Origin of the sequence: Peteryoungia ipomoeae, from assembly GCF_004912165.1 — a bacterium.
Taxonomy (GTDB): domain Bacteria; phylum Pseudomonadota; class Alphaproteobacteria; order Rhizobiales; family Rhizobiaceae; genus Allorhizobium; species Allorhizobium ipomoeae.
Genome location: NZ_STGV01000002.1, coordinates 546513 through 567585, shown reverse-complemented (window position 1 = coordinate 567585; position 21073 = coordinate 546513). Strand labels below are relative to the sequence as shown.

The 21073-nt window shown below is 60.1% G+C and carries 20 protein-coding genes; 5 read left to right on the top strand and 15 right to left on the bottom strand.

Translation table 11 applies throughout. The features are described from left to right. Position 1 precedes the first annotated feature (1 nt). Positions 2-466: a hypothetical protein gene (locus FAA97_RS09215; RefSeq protein ID WP_136598334.1), complete on the bottom strand. Its 465-nt coding sequence runs from the start codon at positions 464-466 to the stop codon at positions 2-4. Positions 467-581: 115 nt separating this feature from the next. On the opposite strand from FAA97_RS09215, the gene FAA97_RS09210 reads away from it, so the two are divergent. Beyond that, a complete protein-coding gene (locus FAA97_RS09210) occupies positions 582-1217 on the top strand; it encodes a trimeric intracellular cation channel family protein (RefSeq protein ID WP_136598225.1) in 636 nt (211 codons plus the stop codon). A gap of 3 nt (positions 1218-1220) precedes the next feature. Here FAA97_RS09210 and irrA read toward each other — a convergent pair whose 3' ends face one another. Continuing rightward, positions 1221-1643, bottom strand: coding sequence for an iron response transcriptional regulator IrrA (gene irrA, locus FAA97_RS09205; protein ID WP_136598224.1), 423 nt, complete (start codon positions 1641-1643; stop codon positions 1221-1223). A gap of 298 nt (positions 1644-1941) precedes the next feature. Between irrA and fabA the strand changes: the two genes are divergently transcribed. Beyond that, complete coding sequence (gene fabA, locus FAA97_RS09200; RefSeq protein WP_136598223.1) at positions 1942-2457, top strand: 3-hydroxyacyl-[acyl-carrier-protein] dehydratase FabA; 516 nt, start codon at positions 1942-1944, stop codon at positions 2455-2457. A gap of 45 nt (positions 2458-2502) precedes the next feature. Beyond that, the gene (gene fabB / locus FAA97_RS09195) at positions 2503-3726 is read left to right on the top strand and encodes a beta-ketoacyl-ACP synthase I (RefSeq protein ID WP_136598222.1); all 1224 of its coding nucleotides are present in this window, start codon (positions 2503-2505) and stop codon (positions 3724-3726) included. Between the two features lie 118 nt (positions 3727-3844). On the opposite strand, the gene FAA97_RS09190 is transcribed toward fabB, so the two are convergent. The 11 genes from FAA97_RS09190 to rimP form a co-directional block, all read right to left on the bottom strand. Further along, positions 3845-4108, bottom strand: coding sequence for a LuxR C-terminal-related transcriptional regulator (locus FAA97_RS09190; protein ID WP_136598221.1), 264 nt, complete (start codon positions 4106-4108; stop codon positions 3845-3847). 149 nt (positions 4109-4257) lie between these two features. Then, positions 4258-5289, bottom strand: a complete 1032-nt coding sequence (locus FAA97_RS09185) for an AraC family transcriptional regulator (RefSeq protein ID WP_136598220.1) — start codon at positions 5287-5289, stop codon at positions 4258-4260. Positions 5290-5393: 104 nt separating this feature from the next. Next, the gene (locus FAA97_RS09180; RefSeq protein WP_136598219.1) at positions 5394-6410 is read right to left on the bottom strand and encodes a class I SAM-dependent methyltransferase; all 1017 of its coding nucleotides are present in this window, start codon (positions 6408-6410) and stop codon (positions 5394-5396) included. Positions 6411-6484: 74 nt separating this feature from the next. After that, positions 6485-8626: a polyribonucleotide nucleotidyltransferase gene (gene pnp, locus FAA97_RS09175; RefSeq protein WP_136598218.1), complete on the bottom strand. Its 2142-nt coding sequence runs from the start codon at positions 8624-8626 to the stop codon at positions 6485-6487. A gap of 292 nt (positions 8627-8918) precedes the next feature. Next, on the bottom strand, positions 8919-9188 hold the full coding sequence (gene rpsO, locus FAA97_RS09170; RefSeq protein ID WP_136598217.1) for a 30S ribosomal protein S15: 270 nt from the start codon (positions 9186-9188) through the stop codon (positions 8919-8921). A gap of 150 nt (positions 9189-9338) precedes the next feature. Further along, positions 9339-10268 (bottom strand): tRNA pseudouridine(55) synthase TruB, encoded by a 930-nt coding sequence (gene truB / locus FAA97_RS09165; RefSeq protein WP_136598216.1) that lies wholly within the window; start codon positions 10266-10268, stop codon positions 9339-9341. A gap of 12 nt (positions 10269-10280) precedes the next feature. After that, positions 10281-10685, bottom strand: a complete 405-nt coding sequence (rbfA, locus tag FAA97_RS09160; RefSeq protein ID WP_136598215.1) for a 30S ribosome-binding factor RbfA — start codon at positions 10683-10685, stop codon at positions 10281-10283. Positions 10686-10843: 158 nt separating this feature from the next. Beyond that, positions 10844-13507 (bottom strand): translation initiation factor IF-2, encoded by a 2664-nt coding sequence (gene infB, locus FAA97_RS09155; RefSeq protein WP_136598214.1) that lies wholly within the window; start codon positions 13505-13507, stop codon positions 10844-10846. A 101-nt stretch (positions 13508-13608) separates the two neighbouring features. Next, entirely contained in the window at positions 13609-14292 is a 684-nt protein-coding gene (locus tag FAA97_RS09150) for an RNA-binding protein (RefSeq protein WP_136598213.1), read from the bottom strand. Beyond that, positions 14292-15899 carry a transcription termination factor NusA gene (nusA, locus tag FAA97_RS09145; protein WP_136598212.1) on the bottom strand — a complete coding sequence of 536 codons (1608 nt, stop codon included), beginning with the start codon at positions 15897-15899 and terminating at the stop codon, positions 14292-14294. Before nusA ends, FAA97_RS09150 begins: the two co-directional genes overlap by 1 nt. A gap of 58 nt (positions 15900-15957) precedes the next feature. Then, positions 15958-16554, bottom strand: coding sequence for a ribosome maturation factor RimP (gene rimP, locus FAA97_RS09140; RefSeq protein WP_246041400.1), 597 nt, complete (start codon positions 16552-16554; stop codon positions 15958-15960). A 251-nt stretch (positions 16555-16805) separates the two neighbouring features. Between rimP and FAA97_RS09135 the strand changes: the two genes are divergently transcribed. Next, positions 16806-18434 carry an MFS transporter gene (locus FAA97_RS09135; protein WP_136598211.1) on the top strand — a complete coding sequence of 543 codons (1629 nt, stop codon included), beginning with the start codon at positions 16806-16808 and terminating at the stop codon, positions 18432-18434. Positions 18435-18439: 5 nt separating this feature from the next. On the opposite strand, the gene FAA97_RS09130 is transcribed toward FAA97_RS09135, so the two are convergent. Together FAA97_RS09130 and recR are read right to left on the bottom strand one after the other, a co-directional pair. Next, positions 18440-19651, bottom strand: a complete 1212-nt coding sequence (locus FAA97_RS09130) for a lytic murein transglycosylase (protein ID WP_246041399.1) — start codon at positions 19649-19651, stop codon at positions 18440-18442. 69 nt (positions 19652-19720) lie between these two features. Then, positions 19721-20326, bottom strand: coding sequence for a recombination mediator RecR (recR, locus tag FAA97_RS09125; RefSeq protein ID WP_136598209.1), 606 nt, complete (start codon positions 20324-20326; stop codon positions 19721-19723). 56 nt (positions 20327-20382) lie between these two features. Between recR and FAA97_RS09120 the strand changes: the two genes are divergently transcribed. Next, a complete protein-coding gene (locus tag FAA97_RS09120) occupies positions 20383-21003 on the top strand; it encodes an MOSC domain-containing protein (protein ID WP_136598208.1) in 621 nt (206 codons plus the stop codon). Positions 21004-21073: the final 70 nt, after the last annotated feature.

Below are 21073 nucleotides of genomic sequence, written 5' to 3'. Positions count from 1 at the left end.
CTTACTTCTTCGAGATGGTCAGGAATCGCGTGCCACGAACCCGCACTGTCATTTGGCACGGTGCCTCCCCCTCTTTGCGCTCGCAGTATTTGGGATGCATTTTCAGCACGAACACCATGTTGCCGAAGCGCTTGATGAAGTCGTAGGCATAGATCTGTGCTGTGGCGACCATAAGGTAGCCGCCCTCCTTCACCTGCAGATAGAAATTGTAGGGGCAGCCCTCGGCGGTGCAGTCCGGCCCCCGAACACCATCACACATCACTTCGCTGCTGTTGGTCACCGCATCTTCGATGCCGTCATTATTGACATCAATGCGCGCGATGAAGGCGCTGCCGTAGCGCACCTCCGTACAGCGCTTTGCATAGTACGCTTTTTCGTAGGATTGCGGGTCCTGCAGAAGCTCTTGCTGGGCGCGGGCGGGAAAGGCAGTGAACGCAATCAGAAGGCACAGCAGGATTCTCAGCATCGGCTTCACGGTTTCAGTCTCCGGACTTGGGGCGCAGGCCGGAGAATAACGCGATCGACTTGCTTCACCCTTAACGCCGTGGTTTGTAGGCAAAAACACGGACCAAGGAGAGATCGTGTCGCTGCTGTCCTACCTGGATTATGCCGGAATCGCCCTGTTTGCGGCGACGGGTGCGCTGGCCGCATCCCGCAAGCAGCTGGATATGATTGGTTTCCTGTTTTTGGCCACTGTCACGGGGTTGGGCGGTGGCACCGTTCGCGATGTCGTACTGGGACGCGTGCCAGTCTTCTGGGTGCTTAATCCCGATTATATTCTGATTTGTTGTGCCGTCGGCGCACTCGTCTTCTTCACGGCACATCTCGTGGAATCACGGTATCGTCTGTTGATCTGGCTCGATGCGATCGGTCTGTCAGCCTACTGCGTCATGGGGGCGGCGAAGGGTCTCGCGGCAACAGGCTCGCCAACGATTGCCATTGTAACGGGAGCTCTGACTGCCAGTTTTGGCGGGGTGCTGCGCGATCTGCTGGCAAACGAGCCATCCGTCCTGTTGCGACCGGAAATTTACATCACTGCAGCGCTGATCGGGTCCGCAGTCTTTACCGGTGCGGAAGCTTTGGGGATGCCGCTTTATGTTTCGTCTGTCGTCGGTGCCCTGGCGGCCTTTGGCATCCGGGGTGGCGCGCTGCATTTCGGCTGGACGTTTCCGACCTACAAGCACAAGCCGGGCCGTCATCCGGATGAAGTGATGTGAACCTTAGTCCTGCTTGGGGCGCAGGCGGATCACCACGTCGACATGGGCAATCTCCATGCCTTCAGGGGCAAGTGGGAGATTGTCGATGGTGATGTTGTTGACCGGAATATCCAGAACCCTGTTTTCGCCTTCGACGAAAAAGTGGTGATGGTCCGAGACATTGGTGTCGAAATAGGTTTTGGCGCTTTCCACCGCGAGAACACGGATCAGTCCTGCTTCGGTGAACTGGTGCAGCGTGTTGTAGACTGTCGCCAGCGATACCGGCACATCGGCGGCAATTGCCTCTTCGTGCAGTTCTTCAACCGTCAGATGGCGGTCACCCTTGGCGAAAAGAAGTCCTGCCAGCGCAATGCGCTGCCGCGTCGGACGCAAACCAGAGCGACGCAACTTCAGCTCAATTCCTGTTTCGCAGGCGGGGGACGTCAATGACGGGCTCCAAATGGTGGTTAAGGCATTATAGTCTTGATCGATATAGCTGCAAAATCAGGCTGTTTCAATAGATGCACCGGTGTTGGCTATCGCCGAAGCCTAGGAGGCGGTTTTTGATCGCCGGGACTGGTGATCCTCAGGCCCTTCCTGTATTCGACATGAAATATGCGTTTTATTGCGCGCGCGTGCTTGAAAAACTGAACTCCGGACGGCGGGGCTTCAAATTGCCTCGGTCTTGCTCTATTGGGACCGGCACCAAAATTAAATTGTGTTGGGAGGGGGAAGAAGAAGAGATATGGCGACGAAACAATCCAGCTACAATTACGAGGAAATTCTCTCCTGCGCACGCGGCGAGCTCTTTGGCCCCGGCAATGCGCAGCTCCCCCTGCCGCCGATGCTCATGGTTCACCGGATCACGGAGATTTCCGAAACCGGTGGCGCATTCGACAAGGGCTTCATTCGCGCGGAATACGATGTTCGTCCTGACGATTGGTATTTTCCGTGCCACTTCCAGGGCAACCCCATCATGCCAGGCTGCCTCGGGCTTGACGGTATGTGGCAATTGACCGGTTTCTTCCTCGGCTGGCTCGGTGAGCCCGGTCGCGGCATGGCCCTGTCGACTGGCGAGGTCAAGTTCAAGGGCATGATCCGTCCGGACACAAAGCTGCTTGAATACGGCATCGACTTCAAGCGCGTCATGCGCGGTCGCCTTGTCCTTGGCACTGCTGACGGCTGGCTAAAGGCCGATGGCGAAACTATTTATCAGGCAACCGACCTGCGTGTCGGTCTGTCCAAGGACAAGACGGCCTGAGTGAGGCCTGTCCCTATCCTTAAATTCAATGAGAAGGTCTGAGAGATGAGACGGGTTGTAGTAACGGGTCTTGGCATCGTGTCCTCGATTGGGGCCGATGCTGCTGAAGTCACGGCATCGCTGCGCGACGCCAAGTCGGGCATCAGTTTTTCCCCCGACTTTGCCGAGCATGGCTTCAAGTGCCAGGTCTGGGGAAAGCCGAACCTTGACCCGACCGAACTGGTGGACCGTCGCGCCATGCGTTTCCTGTCTCAAGGCGGCGCCTGGAATCATGTTGCTATGAAGCAGGCTATTGCCGATGCGAGCCTGGAAGAGGCTGACTACGCCCAGAATGAGCGGGTCGGCATCATCATGGGTTCCGGCGGTCCTTCGACCCGCCAGATCGTCGAAGCCGCTGATATCGTGCGTCAGAATAACAGCCCAAAGCGCATTGGCCCATTCGCCGTGCCGAAGGCAATGTCCTCGACAGCCTCCGCAACGCTTGCCACCTGGTTCAAGCTTCATGGCGTGAACTATTCGATCTCTTCCGCCTGCTCGACCTCGGCACACTGCATCGGAAATGCCTATGAGATGATCCAATGGGGCAAGCAGGACATGGTCTTCGCTGGCGGCCACGAGGATCTCGATTGGTCGATGTCCAGTCTCTTCGACGCCATGGGTGCCATGTCCTCGAAATACAACGATACGCCATCGACCGCCTCGCGTGCCTATGACGTGTCGCGTGATGGCTTCGTTATTGCCGGTGGCGCTGGCGTCCTGGTCCTTGAAGAGCTTGAGCATGCTAAGGCGCGCGGCGCCAAGATCTATGCGGAGATCGTCGGTTACGGCGCGACCTCCGACGGTTACGACATGGTTGCGCCATCGGGTGAGGGCGCTGTTCGCTGCATGCGTCAGGCACTCTCAACGGTTACCGGCGAGGTGGACTACATCAATACGCATGGCACATCCACGCCGGTTGGCGATGCCAAGGAAATGGGCGCGATCCGTGAAGTCTTTGGCGACAAGATCCCGCATATCCAGTCGACCAAGTCGTTGACCGGCCACTCGCTCGGCGCCGCCGGCGTGCAGGAATCGATCTACGGATTGCTGATGATGCAAGAGGGCTTCATCGGAGAAAGCGCGCACATCACCGAGCTCGATCCGGAATTCGAAGGCATGCCGGTTGTGCGCAAGCGCATCGACAATGCCAAGATCGACACGATCCTCTCGAACTCCTTCGGCTTTGGTGGCACGAACGCAACGCTGGTCTTCCAGCGCTTCAACGGCTGAAACTGCGAATTGGGACCGCGGCGGGAACGCTCCGGTCCACTTGTTCCATAAAAAAACCTGGCGCGTTTGGCGCGCCAGGCAAAGAGGGCGGAGTGGTCCGCAAGCCCTCTCGATGGGCTTACTCCGTCATGGGGATATCGTCTTTTGCAATTGTTCCCGTCAGCAACGCTTTACTGACCGCATGCAGAACATTCTGCGCTCCAAGCTTTTCCTGTGCAGCGTTCAGAACCAGATCAACCCTTGCTCGCGGTAGATCCAAGACTTGCGCAGTTGCGTCCGCTCCCATACCTTCCGCTATCATCGTCAGGCATGACTTTTCCGTTTCCGTAAGTTCAGGCAGCACCTGCTCGGAGCAAGGCACCGGTAAGCGTTTCGTCGTCATTGCTAACTCGTACTGATGGGAGGATTGGGCCGCGCTGCCTCTGTGAAGCACGGCTCGCGGCCTTATAGCGAGTTCCAAAGCACTGTGATTGCTTTTGGCCGCCAATTCTTTATCAGCAAGTGCTAAATGCGTTGGCGATTGCCCGACGCTTAGGCTCTGCGTCCCTCCCGCACCTCTGTGGGGGTGCTACCAAACCAGCGCGTCACCGAACGGGTGAAGGCACTTGGTGCCGAGTACCCCAGTCGGTAGCAAATTTCCGAGAAGGGGAGATCGCTCCCGGTCAGGAGATTGTAGCTGACATCGCGCCTGACATCGTCTTTGAGATCGTTGAGACTGGTATTGTGTTCTGACAGCCGACGCTGAAAGGTCCGCTCGGATAAGCCGAAATACCCGGCCACCTGTGCTAGTGGGCTGTCTTCCTCGGCCACATGCAGCAGTAGATAACGACGCACCTGCTCAACGAAATCGGCATTGGCATTGTCCACGTTCGGACGCAGATTGCGGCATTGCAGGCTCATGAGTTCAAACAATCGCCTGTCTCCAAGCGGATTGACCGCATTCAGAAAGGCGTTTGGAAAACGAACCGAGTTCATCGCTGCGCCAAACACGATTTTGCGCGACAGGCATTCACGAAATGGCTGAGTGTTGGCAGGCCTTGGCCGTTCGAGTTCCACTCCAATCAAAGCAGCGGCGTGGGGCGCAAGCTCGCGCGCCCGCTTCAGCACAAGTGCAACCGACATGTCGACATACTGATCTCTTCGCACGATGACGGGAGCAAACGTCCAGTCAAGACGGGCGGCCCCGTCGTTTTCAAACGATAGGCGGCAATAGCTCGTATGGGTGGCATATTGCATATGCGCGTCGATGAACTGGACAAAATCCAGGCCGGTTGGCGCGGAAATCAAACCATAGCCAAACGGACCGCTCGAACCCGCTTCGTATTCCCTGGCGATGGTTACTCCGAAGGCCTCGTCGTGTGCGAGCGCAGCACATGCCTCCAACAGCCGGCAGATCCGGTCAAGACTGACGCGCGCTGTCAGATCGCTGAATGATCGGGGATCAACACCAAGTGTTCTGCAGAGCGGTTCTATGGAAAAGCCACTCCGTCGCGCATGCGCAGAGATTGCCAAGCCAAGACCGGCAACTGTCGTCAGTTCATCTGTAACTGTCCGGACAGTCATTGCCGGCGGCGCCCCAAGATAAAGTCGTGACGCCCCAAGTTAAGACATGCCAATGCCCAAGTCGAGGAACTTTTAAACCAAGGACTTTACATTTCGTTGAGCGCTCAGCGCTTGGCCCAAAGCACCTTGAAGCGCGCGTTTCGGCACGTCTCGCCGTGATGTTTGAACAAGCCCGCAAGCGCAGCCTCGTAGGGTAGGCCTCTGTTGGCCACCATCAATAGGCTTCCGCCGCTTCGCAGGGAGTCTGCAGCCGCCTTGATCATCGCAGCGCCGATAGATGGCTCCGCAGCATGGCCTTCGTGGAATGGAGGGTTCATGATGATCAGGTCATACTTCTCCTTTGGTGGCTCGACGCCGAGGTCCTGCCAGAAGAAACGGGCTGAGAGGTTGGGGCAATTGCGCGCCAGATTGCGGCGGGCATGGTCTAGTGCTTGATGGCTCGCCTCGAAAAGATCAATCCGGTTCGTGCGCGGAGACTTCTCCGCCAGCATCACCGAGAGATAACCCCAGCCGGCGCCGAAGTCGGCGGCGTTACCGTCGAAGTCGGTCGGAAGGCGGCTTGCCAACAGTTCTGAGCCGTCATCGACATGAGCATGCGAAAAGAGGCCGGCACGCGTCTCGAAACGACCGTCAATTTTGAAGGGCTTTGCTGAAAGGGTTTCAATAGCAGCGGAGGCGTCGGTGGGAACGGTGAACCAGACAGCCACGCCGTGGTATTTCGGCATGGACTGAGGCGCGAGGCCGAGCCGATCCAAATGCTTTCGCAACGGAAGGATGCCGTCCTCCTTGGCGCCCGCAACGACAATTGTTCCGCCGGCCTTCACGCGCCGAAGGGCCTCAGCTACTCGGTCTTCAGAAAGGCCCTTGTGCTTGCTGCAGAGAATGAGCGCACCGTCGAACGTTTCCTCTTCGGTAGACGCAACAGGTTCGAGATGGGCGGCTGCGAGCCGCAGGTACTCCGGCCGGAAGTCCTGAACCAGGGTCAGGCTCGCTTCAAAGCCGTCGGGCTTGGCAAAACCTGCTTCGGCACCCAGGAAAAGGATGCGTTGCCCGCTACTCGGCACGGCGATGGTATCGGTAGCGAAAGGATGAAACAGCGTCTTCAGTGTTTCGCGGCTCATGAGACAGTCTTTCCTGGGAGTACAAAAAAGGCGCGGGAACAAGCCCGCGCCTCGATCGAGATACGAAGGGGAGCTTATTCGGCGGCTTCGCCGCCATCCTTCTTCTCAGCAGCGATTTCCTTGCCGGTCGCCTGGTCGACAACCTTCATGGAAAGGCGGACCTTGCCACGCTCGTCGAAGCCCATCAGCTTGACCCAGACCTTGTCGCCTTCCTTGACGACGTCCGAGGTCTTGGCAACGCGCTCGGAGGCAAGCTGCGAGATGTGCACGAGGCCGTCACGCGAACCGAAGAAGTTGACGAAGGCGCCGAAATCGGCGGTCTTCACAACGGTGCCTTCGTAGATCACGCCGACTTCCGGCTCGGCAACGATCGAGTGGATCCACTTGCGGGCCGCTTCGATTTCCTTGCCGGACGAGGAGGCGATCTTCACGGTGCCGTCGTCTTCGATGTTGATCTTTGCGCCGGTCTTTTCAACGATTTCGCGGATGACCTTGCCGCCCGAGCCGATGACTTCGCGGATCTTGTCGACCGGGATGTTCATCACTTCGATACGCGGAGCGAATTCGCCGAGCTGGCCACGGCTTTCCGAAAGGGCATTGGCCATTTCGCCGAGGATGTGCTTGCGACCGCCCTGGGCCTGGGCAAGCGCGACCTTCATGATCTCTTCGGTGATACCGGCGATCTTGATGTCCATCTGCAGCGAGGTGATGCCGTCGGCAGTACCTGCAACCTTGAAGTCCATGTCGCCGAGGTGGTCTTCGTCACCGAGGATGTCGGAGAGAACGGCAAAGCGTTCGCCTTCGAGGATCAGGCCCATGGCGATACCCGCAACCGGCTTGGCGATCGGCACGCCGGCATCCATGAGCGCCAGCGAGGTGCCGCAAACGGTTGCCATCGAGGACGAACCGTTCGACTCGGTGATCTCGGAAACGACGCGGAGCGTGTACGGGAACTGCTCGGCTGCCGGCAGCATCGGACGGATGGCGCGCCATGCAAGCTTGCCGTGACCGATTTCGCGACGACCCGGCGAACCCATGCGACCGGTTTCACCGACGGAGTAGGGCGGGAAGTTGTAGTGCAGCAGGAAGCGTTCCTTGTACATGCCCGTGAGCGAGTCGACGTACTGTTCGTCTTCGCCGGTGCCGAGCGTGGCAACGACGATCGCCTGCGTCTCGCCGCGGGTAAAGAGGGCAGAACCATGCGTGCGCGGCAGGATGCCGACTTCAGAAACGATCGGACGAACGGTCTCGAGATCGCGGCCGTCGATGCGGCTCTTGGTGTCGAGGATGTTCCAGCGAACGATCTTCGCCTGCAGGTGCTTGAAGACGGCACCCACAACTTCGTTGGTGTACTTAGGCTCTTCGCCTTCCGGGAAGAAGTGTGCCTTCACCTTGGCCTTCACGGCGTCGACTGCGGCATAGCGATCGGCCTTCTGGGTGATCTTGTAGGCAGCGCGCAGTTCGGTTTCGGCAATCGAGAGCATTTCGGCTTCGAGCGCGGAATGGTCTTCCGGTTCGAATTCGCGCGGCTCCTTGGCAGCGACTTCAGCGAGCTTGATGATAGCGTCGATGACGGGCTGGAAGCCCTTGTGGCCGAACATGACGGCGCCGAGCATGATCTCTTCGTTCAGCTCCTTGGCTTCCGACTCGACCATGAGAACGGCGTCAGACGTGCCGGCGACGACGAGGTCAAGGATCGACTCGTCCATCTCGTCGAGATGTGGGTTCAGAACGTATTCGCCGTTGATATAGCCGACGCGCGCGCCGCCGACCGGGCCCATGAAGGGCACGCCGGAGAGCGTCAGTGCTGCGGAAGCGGCGACCATCGACAGGATGTCCGGATCGTTTTCAAGGTCGTGCTGGACAACGGTGACGACGACCTGCGTGTCGTTCTTGTAGCCTTCCGGGAAGAGCGGGCGGATCGGACGGTCGATCAGGCGGGAAACAAGCGTTTCCTTTTCCGACGGACGACCTTCGCGCTTGAAGTAGCCACCCGGGATCTTGCCGGCGGCATAGGTCTTTTCCTGGTAGTTGACGGTGAGCGGGAAGAAGTCCTGGCCCGGCTTCGGCGCCTTGGCCGAAACGACGGTGGCGAGAACGACGGTTTCGCCGTAGGTGGCGAGAACGGCACCGTCAGCCTGGCGGGCGATCTTGCCGGTCTCGAGCTTCAGTGGGCGGCCAGCCCATTCGATTTCGACGGTATGGGTATCAAACATAGTTTGTCCTTCATATGCAAAATGCCGGCCTCACGTGCTCGTGGGCATAAGCGTATTGCATTGTGTTGACGCATCACGGGCAAGACAGTGGGAAGCTTCCGATGAAATTCGCCATGGCGAAGAAGCATCCAACAATCCTGCCCCATGACAGGTCATCGGTTGGCGTCGACAGCGCCGGCCCATCCGGGCTGTCATTCGTCCCGCAATCGTTGCGGAACCGGTCTCGGGTTGATTTAGCCTATCCCGGAAAGGCAACCGGCGGACCTTTGAAAAAGGTCCGCCGGGAAGTCTATTAGCGGCGGATGCCGAGGCGCGTGATCAGGGTCGTGTAGCGGGCCTCATCCTGCTTCTTGACGTAGTCGAGAAGCGAACGGCGGGTCGATACCATGGTCAGAAGGCCACGACGCGAGTGGTTGTCCTTCTTGTGACCCTTGAAGTGTTCGGTCAGGTTGGTGATGCGCTCGGTCAGGATCGCAATCTGCACTTCCGGCGAACCAGTGTCGCCTTCCTTGATTGCGTATTCCTTGATGAGCTCAGCCTTGCGCTCTGCAGTGATCGACATCGGGAATCCTTTCTGGATTACTTGAGGATAGGGACGCCAAAGGCCGGGATGTCGTCCAGCATTGGCCGTGAATGCATGGCACCCAAGGTGCCAGCTGGTGCCGCCTATACTCCATTCCCTCAAGAAAGAAAAGAGCAGGCGGCAAAGCTGTCAGTTGAACACGCGGCGGGGATGAAACTCTCCAGCAGCAATTTCGCCGATCGCGACAAGCTTGCCGCCGGACAGCGCAACAGCCTCGGGCTCTGCGATGGGCGCGTCGCGTCCGCGCACGATGATCGGGTTGCCCATGCGCAGACGATGCGCCTGGTCGTCGGTGATGCGCAGCTGAGGGAGCGAGGACAGCGCCTCGGCCGTATCAAGCAGGAACGCATCAAGTGCGGCCAGCCGCTCATCCCGATCCTCGATCGCTTCAAGTGCGACAAGATCTGCCAGTGGCACCATCATGTCTTCGGCAAAGGGCGCGACATAGCTGCGACGCAGCGTGGAAATATGGCCAAAGCAGCCGAGTTCCCGGCCGAAATCGCGGGCAAGCGACCGCACATAAGTGCCCTTGCCGCATTCGACTTCGAAATAAGCCTTGTCCGCCTCGCATTTCAACAGCGTCAGGCGATGCACTTCGACCTCGCGCGAGGGGATCTCGACGGTTTCGCCATCGCGGGCAAGATCATAGGCTCGCTCACCGGCGATTTTGATCGCCGAAAATTGCGGGGGGATCTGGTTGATAGTGCCCGTATAGCTCGGCAACAAAGCCTCGATTTGCGCCTGCGTCGGACGCTGGTCGGAGCGTTCCGTCACCTCACCCTCAAGATCATCTGTCGAGCGTTCTTCACCCCAGGTCACGGTAAATTCGTAGATCTTGCGGCCGTCCATGACGTAAGGTACGGTCTTGGTCGCATCGCCGAGTGCAATCGGCAGCATGCCGGATGCCAGCGGATCGAGCGTGCCGGCATGGCCGGCCTTCTGGGCATTGAACAGCCACTTGATCTTGCCGACCGCTTCGGTCGAGCCGAAATCCACCGGCTTGTCGAGGATGAGCCAGCCCGAAATCGAGCGGCCTTTGGGCTTTCTGGGTTTGGACATCTAAGTCTTTTCTTAGTCTTGATCTTCATCGGCACCGAGGTCGCGCTGGACCTCCGGCGAGCGCAGGAGCGCATCGATCTTCTGATAGTTGTCGAAGCTGGTATCGTCGCGGAAGCGCACTTCGGGCATGTATTTCATTTGCCGCAGCTGGTTGCCCAGCCGGCCGCGAATGAACTTGGCGTGCTTGTTGAGCGCCGCGATAACCGTATCGTGGTCCTTGACGCCGAGCGGCGTGACATAGGCGGTAGCGATCTTCAGATCTGGAGACATCCGGACCTCCGAGATGGAGATGACAGTCTTCTCGATCAGGTCATCACTGACTTCGCCGCGCTGCAGAACCTGGGTAATTGCAGCACGCACCTGCTCGCCGACGCGCAGCATGCGCTGCGAAGGTGCCGAAGAGGTTGCTTTGGTCATGGTTCAATCGCCTTTCGCATGAGGAAACCAGAGAACCGGTCGCAAGCATCATGCCTTGGAATTAGATTTGTCCAGCCAGGCCGAAGCCGCGAACTCCATAAACAGCGAGCGCCGGAAGATCCGGCGCCCGAAGAGGTTTTGGTTCGAAACGCCTGAGATCAGAGCGTACGCGTGATGTGTTCCACGCGGAAGCATTCGATCGTGTCGCCGGCGCGGATATCTTCGTAGTTTTCGAAGGCCATGCCGCATTCCTGGCCCATCGGCACATCAGAGACTTCGTCCTTGAAGCGCTTGAGCGTCTTGAGCTTGCCTTCGTGGATGACGACGTTGTCGCGAATGAGACGTACGCCTGCACCACGCTCCACCTTGCCTTCGATGACACGGCAACCGGCCACCTTGCCGACCTTCGTGATGTTGAAGACTTCGAGGATCTCGGCATTGCCGAGGAAGGTTTCGCGACGCTCCGGCGACAGCAGGCCCGACATCGCCGCCTTCACGTCATCCACCAGATCGTAGATGATGTTGTAGTAGCGGATGTCGATGCCGTTCCGGTCAGCGATCGTGCGCGCCTGGGCGTTGGCACGAACGTTGAAGCCGATGATCGCGGCATTGGAGGCCTCGGCAAGCGAGATATCCGATTCCGTGATGGCGCCGGCACCCGAGTGAACGATGCGGGCCCGCACTTCGTCGGTTCCGAGCTTGTCGAGCGAAGCGATGATGGCTTCGACCGAACCCTGCACGTCGCCCTTGATGACCAGCGGGAATTCCTTGAAGCCGGTATCCTGAAGCTTGCTCATCATCTGCTCAAGCGAGCCACGCTGGCCCGACTGGCGAGCGGCAGCCTTGTCGCGTGCCAGGCGCTGGCGATATTCCGAGATCTCGCGGGCGCGAGCTTCGTTTTCGACAACGGCAAAGCGGTCGCCGGCAGCTGGGGTGCCGGACAGGCCGAGGATTTCGACCGGCATGGCGGGCCCTGCTTCCTTGACGTGATCGCCCTTGTCGGTGACTAGCGCGCGAACGCGGCCCCACTGATCGCCGGCCACGATGATCTGGCCGGGCTTCAGTGTACCCTTCTGGACGAGCACGGTCGCAACCGCGCCACGACCACGGTCGAGCTGGGCTTCGATGACCGTACCTTCGGCCGTCCGGGTCGGGTCGGCCTTCAGGTCGAGGATTTCGGCCTGCAGCAGCACGGCTTCGAGCAGCTTGTCGAGGTTCGTCTTGTTCTTCGCCGAAACTTCGACGTCGAGCACTTCACCGCCGAGCGATTCCACGAAGACTTCGTGCTGCAGAAGCTGCTGGCGGACCTTGTCCGGCTTGGCTTCATGCTTGTCGATCTTGTTGATCGCCACGATGATCGGCACGTTGGCCGCCTTGGCGTGGTTGATGGATTCGATCGTCTGCGGCATCACGCTGTCGTCGGCCGCAACCACGAGGATTGCGATATCCGTAGCCTGCGCACCGCGGGCACGCATGGCCGTAAAGGCGGCGTGACCGGGGGTGTCGATGAAGGTGATCTTCTGACCGTTCTGCTCGACCTGGTAGGCACCGATATGCTGGGTAATCCCACCGGCTTCGCCAGACACGACGTTCGCCTGACGGATGGCGTCGAGCAGCGAGGTCTTGCCGTGGTCGACGTGACCCATGATCGTGACAACAGGAGGACGCGAGACCATTTCGCCCGCGATGTCGGCCTTGTCGAAGATGCCCTCTTCAACGTCGGATTCCGAAACGCGCTTGACGGTGTGGCCGAATTCCGAGGCGATGAGTTCTGCGAGGTCGGCGTCGATGACGTCGCCCGGCTTCATCATCTGGCCTTCCTTCATCAGGTACTTGATGACATCGACGGCGCGTTCAGACATGCGCTGCGACAGTTCCTGAATGGTGATGGTTTCCGGCAGGATGACTTCGCGCATGACCTTCTCGCGCGTTTCCTGCATCTGGCTGCGGCGGAACTTCTCCTGCCGGCGGCGCATGGAAGCGAGCGAACGACCACGAGCGTTTCCGTCCTCGTCGACATTGGCGCTGGTAACGGTCAGCTTGCCGCGACGGCGATCTTCTTCTGCCTTCGGGCGTGCCGGTACCTTGGCGGGAGCGGGAGCGGCAACCTTGCCACGGCCCGGAAGGCCGCGCGGCGGGCCGCGATCGTCGTCCTCATCGCTGGCCTTGCGTCCACGGACAAAGCCTGGCGCTGCAGGCGCTGCCGGTGCAGCTGACGTGGCCGGACGTGCCGGTGCTGCAGCCGTTCGTGCGGCCGGGGCAGGGGCCTGCTCTGGTTCGGGCTCGGGTGCAGCTTCCACCACAGGTTCGGCTGCGCGGCGTGCGGCCTCTTCGGCGGCAAGACGTGCGGCTTCCTCGGCTTCAGCCTTGCGGCGTGCCTCGTCGATGGCGCGTTGCTTGGCTTCTTCCACCTCGCGGGCCTGTGCTTCAACCAGCGCACGACGGCGGGCGTCCATTTCGCTGGCGGACAGGTCGTGCAGCACCGCGCCGCGCGGGCGCTCCGGCTGACGCTGTGGCTGCGGCGGACGCTGCTGGGCCGGTGCCGGCTGGTGCACGCGCGTCTGGCTCTGAACTGGCCGCGGCGCCTGAGGCGTGGGAGCCGCTGCTGCGGCAGGCGCCGGTGCTACGGGCTCGTTGCGGATTGGTGTAATCGGCTTTTCGTCCTGCGGGCGGGTCGGACGGCGCTTTACCGTCTCGACAACGACCGACTTCGTACGGCCGCGCCCCATGTCCTGGCGCACGGTACCTTGGCTCATTCCCGAGGGCTTCAGGGTGAGCGTCTTCTTCACGCCGATAGTCTTGTCGTCTTTGTTGTCGGTCATTCCGTTCCCGTTCCTTCGAGCGAGACCGGATGCCGTGCATCAGACCTCGCCGTTCACATACTGTCCTAAACCACGGAGGCCGACCATTGCCGGTGACCGCGTCATTGTGATTTCGGGCCAGCGCCCGATCCTTCAGGCGCTGGGCCGCGATAGGTTTCGAGCAGAGTTGCGCGTTTCACTACACCCTCACCTGCCTGCCCTGCAAGCGCGCAAGCATGGATAAACGCATTCTCGCCCATCAGTTCGTCCAATTCCGCCCCGGTGAGCAGATGGAACGCGGGAACCTCCGCATCCGCACCTGTTCCGAGGTGCCAGGCCTTTCGGGCCTGGTCGATCTTTCGTACGCCGTCGGCGGCAGCGTCGCGCGAATGGAAAACCGCAATGGCTTCCCCGCTGCGCACAGCCGCCTCCACCTTCGCCGAGCCGCTGATGAACTGACCGGCCTTGCGTGCCAGGTTCATCATGCCGCCGAGCTGCTGAACCAGAAGTCGGTCCACAGCAGCACCCAGCTCAGGATCGGCCTTCACGTCCCGCTTCAGAGCGCGAGCGAAGAGCTTCTTCGCCACAGCCTTCTCCACCAGCGCGCGGCTCAGGCCAACCCAGCATCCCCGACCGGGCAGATTACGCTTCAGATCGAGAACGATCGTTCCATCGGGAGCGGCCACGAAACGCAAGAGCGTGTCTGGCGATCCGCTCTCGCGGGTAACGATGCACATCCTGCCGTTCACCTCGGAAAGGTCGAAGTCATCTTCGACCTCCGGGGTTTCGGGCGCTTCAGCGCTCATCACGCGTCCTGCTCGGCGTCAGCCTCACCTTCTTCAACCTCTGCCTCTGCGGCCAGATCTTCCTCGGTGATCCAGCCAGCGGCCAGACGCGCCTGAACGATCATGGCTTCGGCTTCGGCACGCGAAACTTCGAACTTCGAGAACAGGCCCTCGAACTTTTTGGTCTCGCCATCCTTGCGCTCGCTCCAGCCGACGAGATCGTCGGCGGCGCAACCGGCAAAGTCTTCTACCGTCTTGATGCCGTCTTCGCCGAGCGCGACCATCATGGCGGAGGTCATTCCGTCGATCTGGCGCAGGTCGTCGGATACGCCGAGCTGCTGGCGCTTGGCATCCATCTCGGCCTCGATCTTCTCGAGGTATTCGCGCGCACGGGTCTGGATCTCCTGTGCGGTATCTTCGTCAAAGCCGTCGATTGAGGCGATTTCGTCAAGTTCGACATAGGCAACTTCTTCAACGGCGGCGAAGCCTTCGGAAGCCAGAACCTGACCGACCATCTCGTCGACGTCGAGCGCATCCATGAACAGATTTGTGCGCTCGTTGAATTCCTTCTGACGGCGTTCCGATTCTTCGGCTTCCGTCATGATATCGATATCCCAGCCAGTCAGCTGCGATGCGAGGCGAACGTTCTGACCGCGGCGGCCGATGGCCAGCGACAGCTGCTCGTCCGGCACGACCACTTCGATCCGCTCTGCATCTTCATCGAGAACGACCTTGGCGACTTCAGCCGGCTGAAGGGCGTTGACGATGAACGAGGCCGGTTCGTTCGACCACGGAATGATGTCGATCTTTTCGCCCTGAAGCTCGCCGACAACGGCCTGAACGCGGGAACCGCGCATACCGACGCAGGCGCCGACCGGATCGATCGACGAGTCGTTCGAGATGACGGCGATCTTGGCGCGCGAACCCGGGTCGCGGGCAACCGACTTGATCTGGATGATGCCGTCGTAGATTTCCGGCACTTCCATGGTGAAGAGCTTCACCATGAATTGCGGATGGGTACGCGACAGGAAGATCTGTGGGCCGCGCTGCTCGCGACGAACATCATATACGTATGCACGGACGCGATCGCCATAGCGGAAGGCTTCCCGCGGGATCATTTCGTCGCGGCGAATGATGCCTTCGCCACGGCCGAGGTCGACGATGACGTTGCCGTATTCGACGCGCTTGACGGTGCCGTTGACGATTTCGCCGACGCGGTCCTTGAACTCATCGAACTGACGGTCACGCTCGGCTTCGCGCACCTTCTGCACGATGACCTGCTTGGCCGACTGGGCAGCGATACGACCAAAATCCATCGGCGGCAGCGGGTCGGCGATGAAGTCGCCGAGCTTGGCGTCGACATTGCGGTCGCGAGCAAGTTCCAGCGCGATCTGGGTTGCGTAGTCATCGACCTTTTCGACCACTTCGAGAAGACGTTGCAGGCGGATTTCGCCGGTCTTCGAGTTGATGTCGGCACGGATGTTCGTCTCGGAGCCGTAACGCGAACGTGCGGCCTTCTGGATCGCGTCTGCCATAGCAGCGAGCACGATTTCGCGGTCGATCACCTTTTCGCGGGCAACAGCATCTGCAATCTGCAAGAGCTCGAGCCGGTTAGCGCTGACTGCCATTGTCTTGTGTCTCCGTCTTCACGCCCGGGCATTCCGCCTCGGACCATGGGTCAAAACGTTATTCTTCGCTGTCGTCTTCGTCGTTCTGGTTCGCGGCCTGCGCCTTGGCCAGCTTGTCGGCCCTAAGCGCGTCACGGATCAGATCGTCCGTCAGAATGAGTTTGGCTTCGGCAAGCGTGGTGAACGGGATCGTCACCTGCGGCTCTTCGCCATATGCGGCCTGATCGCGCTCCAACACGAAGCCTTCCTGCGTGACAGAAATGATCTTGCCGCGAAAGCGCTTGCGGTTATCCACCAGCACCGATGTCTCGCACTTTACGATGTGGCCAAGCCAGCGCGTGAAATCGGACTTGCGAACCATCGGGCGGTCGATGCCGGGCGACGACACTTCCAGATGATATTCCCGGTCAACGGGGTCCTCGACATCGAGAACCGGCGAAATGGCCTCCGATACGGCTTCGCAGCCATCGACATCCATGGTGCCGTCGTTGCGTTCGGCCATAACCTGCAGGGTCAGCCCGTTCTGGTTCATCATCCGAACCCGAACAAGCTTGTAGTCCATCGCCACGAGGACTGGCTCGATGATGTCGGCGATACGACGGTCAAGGCCCGTCTCGGTGATGATCCGTGCTTCGCCGGTTTCCGGCATCGGCATATCTTCGGACAATCGTCATACTCCCGATTGGATGCGATCGCCAATAAAAAAGAGCGGGTCCTTGCGGCCCCACTCTTCATCTGTCGATCAAGAATTTGAAGCCGATATACGCCAATGCGGGCCGGAATGCAAGCTTTTCGCAAAATGGCAAAAACAATCTTGTCCGACAGGCGTTGAGGCGTACAAGTTGGTTGATGGTGTCAGGGCTACGCGTCGCGCGCCTATCCATGTGAAAGAATCGAGCAATATCCGTGGTCTCCAGTCGCTCCCCCCTCCTGCCGCTGCGCAATGAAGCCTATCGTCGCATTTGGATTGCCAGCATTTCCTCCAACCTCGGGGGGCTTATCCAGGGTGTCGGCGCAGCTTGGATGATGGCGTCGATCTCCTCGTCGGAAAACATGGTGGCTCTGGTTCAGGCGTCCAACACGGCTCCTATCATGCTGCTCTCGCTGGTCGCGGGCGCTGTCGCAGACAGTTTCGACAGGCGACGGGTCATGATCGCATCGCAGTTTTTCATGCTGATCATGTCGGCTTTGCTTGCGACCTTCGCCTATCTGGAGCTGCTAGGGCCATGGAGCCTGCTCACATTTACCTTCCTGATTGGCTGCGGGACGGCTCTGAATAACCCCGCGTGGCAGGCGTCGGTCGGCGATATCGTGCCGCGGTCTGACCTCCCTGCTGCCGTGTCGCTCAACAGCATGGGGTTTAACATCACCCGAAGTGTCGGTCCCGCGATCGGCGGCATGATCGTGGCTGTCGCGGGCGCTGCAGCCGCCTTTTGGGCGAATGCCCTGTCCTATCTCGCCTTGATCTACGCGCTCCTGCGCTGGCGACCGGATTTCCCGAAAAACACGCTGCCGCGGGAGCAGCTGGGTCCTGCGATCTTCGCTGGCATCCGTTATGTCTCGATGTCGCCCAATCTGGGCAAGGTGCTGTTTCGCGGTTTCATCTTCGGCTTGACCGCGACCGCCGTGATGTCCCTGCTCCCGATCGTCGCAAGAGATCAGCTGAACGGAGGCCCACTGGTTTTCGGAGCACTTCTGGGCGCTTTCGGCATTGGTGCCATTGTCGGCGCTCTCAACAATCAGCGCATGCGTGACTTGCTCAGCAGCGAGGATATCGTGCGGGTATCCTTTGCAGGCTTTGCCGTCGCATCGGCCGTCATCGGTGTCAGCAGCACCGTTTGGGTGACCGCTGCCGCGCTGGTTCTTGCGGGAGCTTGCTGGGTGCTGGCGCTGTCGTTGTTCAACACGGTGGTGCAGCTATCGACGCCGCGCTGGGTGGTGGGCCGCGCACTGTCGCTCTATCAAACCGCGACCTTCGGCGGAATGGCACTCGGCAGCTGGCTCTGGGGCAGCACGGCAGAAAGCTTTGGCACAGGCCAGGCTCTCCTCTTCTCAAGCGGCTTGATGCTAGCTGGTGTTCTCATCGGTTTTTTCATGGCGATGCCGGCATTCAAGACATTGGATCTCGATCCCCTCAACCGCTTCGCCGAGCCGGAACTGCACCTCGATATCCGACCCCGCAGCGGTCCGATCGTCGTCCAGATCGACTTCGAGATCGACGATGCGGATGTGTCAGAGTTTCTTCGCATCATGATCGAGCGCCGACGTATCCGTATTCGCGACGGTGCGCGCAACTGGGCTTTGATGCGCGATCTGGAAAACCCGGACTTCTGGACCGAAATCTACCACGTTCCAACCTGGTTGGACTATGTCCGCCACAATCAGCGGCGAACCAAAGCGGATGCGGAGATCACTGACCGACTGCGCGACTTGCATCGCGGGGCTTCATCGCCGCGTGTGCACCGCATGATCGAGCGACAGACGATCCCGAGATCAGATGACGTGTTTCATCAACCCCACATCGATCATCATTGACCGGCTTAACGCAGCATGGCCTTCAAATCGGCGCTCGGATAGCAGGTTGGCGCAAGTCCGTTCTTCGCCTGCCATTCGCCGATTGAACGACGGGTTTTGAAGCCCGGCAAGCCATCGACTTTTCCGACGTCGTAGCCCTGAGCGACCAGCGCTTTCTGCATTGCAAGCACATCCGAGCGCAGCATCTTGCCAAGTGGCTCCCACGGTGCCCGAAAAGCGCTGCCGCCAAAGGCAATGCGGTCGGCAAGATTGCCTATGAACAGCGCGTAGAGATCGGAATTGTTATATTCCTTGAACACGTAGAAATTCGGCGTGACAAGGAACTCAGGTCCATGCGTGCCGGCCGGAACCAGCATCATCGCGGGCAATGCGGCCTCCGCCTCCGGAAAGGGCTTTCCTGTAATGCGCTCGAGACCGTCCTTTGTCCACTGGGCCACCGGCTTCGCCCGGTCCGGCCCCTCTTGGGCGCAGGAAACGCCCTGCGGGATCGAGATCTCGAAGCCCCAGTCACGGCCTTTCTGCCAGCCGCTCTTGACGAGGTAATTGGCAATCGATGCCAGGCTGTCGGGAACCGAGTTCCAGATATCACGGGTGCCGTCACCGTCAAAATCGACCGCGTATTTCAGGTAGCTCGAAGGCATGAACTGCGGTTGCCCCAACGCGCCAGCCCAGGACCCCATCATCTTCTCGGCCGAAACGTCCCCGCTTTCCACCATGTGCAGCGCCGAAATCAGCTCCTGCTGGAAAAGCGGCTTGCGGGTGGACATGAAGGCTTTGGTGGCGAGGACATCGATCGCGCGGTAGGGCAATTTCGCCCGACCGAAGCCGGATTCGCGACCCCAGATGGCGATCAGCACGGAGCCGGGCACGCCATAAGTCTTTTCGATCCGGCGCAAGGTCGCGGCGTGCTGCGAGGCGAGTGTCCTGCCTGTGGCGGCCAGCCCTTGTAAGCGCTTTTCGTTGAAATAGGCGGCCGGGGAGGAAAACTCCGCCTGGCTCTGGTTCTGCTCTTTCGGCGGCGCGGTGCCCGGCGGCACAAGGTCCGGCAGATCGAAATTCAGCCGAACGCCCTGCAGGGCCTTGTCGAACGCCGTGCGGTTAATGCCACCGGCCTGTGCGGCAGGCCAGAGATCGCGCGTGATCCATTGGCGAAACTGGGCATCAATCTCGTCGCGCGAAGGAGCGGCCTTTGCCGTCGCCAGTGGCGCGGTCAGCATCGCCGCCGTCAAAGCCAGAAGGGCGAGCTGCGTGAACCTGATCGTCATCGTGTCTCCCGTCGTTTGCCGTCAGATCGCTGTGCGTGCGCGCAAGGCTGCCGAAAGCGTGCCCTCGTCCAGATAGTCGAGCTCTCCCCCGACAGGAACACCATGCGCCAGACGCGTGATCTTGACCTCCAGCCCAGCCAGATGATCGGTGATGTAGTGGGCCGTGGTCTGGCCCTCGACCGTCGCATTCACGGCGATGATGATCTCGCGGATCCCGCCCTTGGCCACCCTGTCGATCAGTCCCTTGATGTTGAGATCATCAGGACCGATGCCGTCGAGCGGCGATAGCGTGCCGCCAAGCACATGGTAGGCGGCATTCATGGCGCCGGCTCGCTCCAGCGCCCAGAGATCCGAGACATCCTCGACGACGATGATCACGGTCTGGTCGCGTTGCACATCCGTGCAGACGGTGCAGGGGTCGCTGGTGTCGACATTGCCGCAGCAGGAGCAGATCTTCACCTTGTCATAGGCTTCGCCCATGGCATGACCAAGCGGTCCGAGAAGCTGATCTTTCTTCTTGATCAGATGCAGCGCCGCGCGCCGCGCCGAACGGGGACCAAGCCCCGGCACCTTGGCCAGAAGCTGGATGAGTTTTTCGATTTCAGGACCGGTGACTCGTTTTGCCATGGCGGCGTTTCTAACCCATATGAACGGCAAACGGAATCATCGAAGGTTGCCCTGCCATGAAAATCCTTGCCGTCTGCCTCGGTCGTCCGGAGATCCTGCCGGGCAAGAAATACAAGACCGGCATCAACAAGATGGCGATCCAGGGGCCGGTCATGGTCGATGCCGAGGGGCTTGTCGGTGACGCCATCCTCAAACGCAAGCATCACGGCGGCGTCGATCAGGCGGTCTACATCGAGGGCTCCATCGATCTCGATTGGTGGCAGGCCGAACTCGGCCGCGAACTGCCCTACGGCACCTTCGGTGAAAACCTGGTGGTCGAGGGGCTGGAAAGCGCCATGCTGGCAGCCGGCGACAGGCTGGCGATCGGCGAGGTCTTGTTGGAAATCACCTCGCCGCGCATCCCCTGCGCCACCTTCGCCGCGAAAATGGACGAGCCGACCTTCGTAAGGCGTTACACCCACGCTGCTCGTCCCGGTGCCTATGCGCGGGTGCTGCAGGGTGGTATGGTCGAAGCCGGCCAATCCGTATCCTTCCTTGCCTGGCAAGGGGACCGCGTGACAATGCGCGAGATGATGGCAACGGTCGGCCGCAGGCTGGGTGATGCCGATCAGGCCCGCTATCTTGCAGCACCGGTCCACTACAAGATCAAGGATGCGATCCGGGCGAGCATGCTCTGAGCGTCACCGAAAGTCTCAAAGTTGCGGCCTTTACCCATCAGCCGTGTCCGGCCATCATGCCGGCAGAAGG

Coding starts and splice junctions, on each gene's coding strand:
- FAA97_RS09215 (WP_136598334.1), bottom strand. CDS start 466: ATGCTGAGAATCCTGCTGTGCCTTCTGATTGCGTTCACTGCCTTTCCC.
- fabA (WP_136598223.1), top strand. CDS start 1,942: ATGGCGACGAAACAATCCAGCTACAATTACGAGGAAATTCTCTCCTGC.
- fabB (WP_136598222.1), top strand. CDS start 2,503: ATGAGACGGGTTGTAGTAACGGGTCTTGGCATCGTGTCCTCGATTGGG.
- FAA97_RS09190 (WP_136598221.1), bottom strand. CDS start 4,108: ATGACGACGAAACGCTTACCGGTGCCTTGCTCCGAGCAGGTGCTGCCT.
- FAA97_RS09185 (WP_136598220.1), bottom strand. CDS start 5,289: ATGACTGTCCGGACAGTTACAGATGAACTGACGACAGTTGCCGGTCTT.
- FAA97_RS09180 (WP_136598219.1), bottom strand. CDS start 6,410: ATGAGCCGCGAAACACTGAAGACGCTGTTTCATCCTTTCGCTACCGAT.
- pnp (WP_136598218.1), bottom strand. CDS start 8,626: ATGTTTGATACCCATACCGTCGAAATCGAATGGGCTGGCCGCCCACTG.
- rpsO (WP_136598217.1), bottom strand. CDS start 9,188: ATGTCGATCACTGCAGAGCGCAAGGCTGAGCTCATCAAGGAATACGCA.
- truB (WP_136598216.1), bottom strand. CDS start 10,268: ATGTCCAAACCCAGAAAGCCCAAAGGCCGCTCGATTTCGGGCTGGCTC.
- rbfA (WP_136598215.1), bottom strand. CDS start 10,685: ATGACCAAAGCAACCTCTTCGGCACCTTCGCAGCGCATGCTGCGCGTC.
- infB (WP_136598214.1), bottom strand. CDS start 13,507: ATGACCGACAACAAAGACGACAAGACTATCGGCGTGAAGAAGACGCTC.
- FAA97_RS09150 (WP_136598213.1), bottom strand. CDS start 14,292: ATGAGCGCTGAAGCGCCCGAAACCCCGGAGGTCGAAGATGACTTCGAC.
- nusA (WP_136598212.1), bottom strand. CDS start 15,899: ATGGCAGTCAGCGCTAACCGGCTCGAGCTCTTGCAGATTGCAGATGCT.
- rimP (WP_246041400.1), bottom strand. CDS start 16,554: ATGCCGATGCCGGAAACCGGCGAAGCACGGATCATCACCGAGACGGGC.
- FAA97_RS09130 (WP_246041399.1), bottom strand. CDS start 19,651: ATGCTGACCGCGCCACTGGCGACGGCAAAGGCCGCTCCTTCGCGCGAC.
- recR (WP_136598209.1), bottom strand. CDS start 20,326: ATGGCAAAACGAGTCACCGGTCCTGAAATCGAAAAACTCATCCAGCTT.
- FAA97_RS09120 (WP_136598208.1), top strand. CDS start 20,383: ATGAAAATCCTTGCCGTCTGCCTCGGTCGTCCGGAGATCCTGCCGGGC.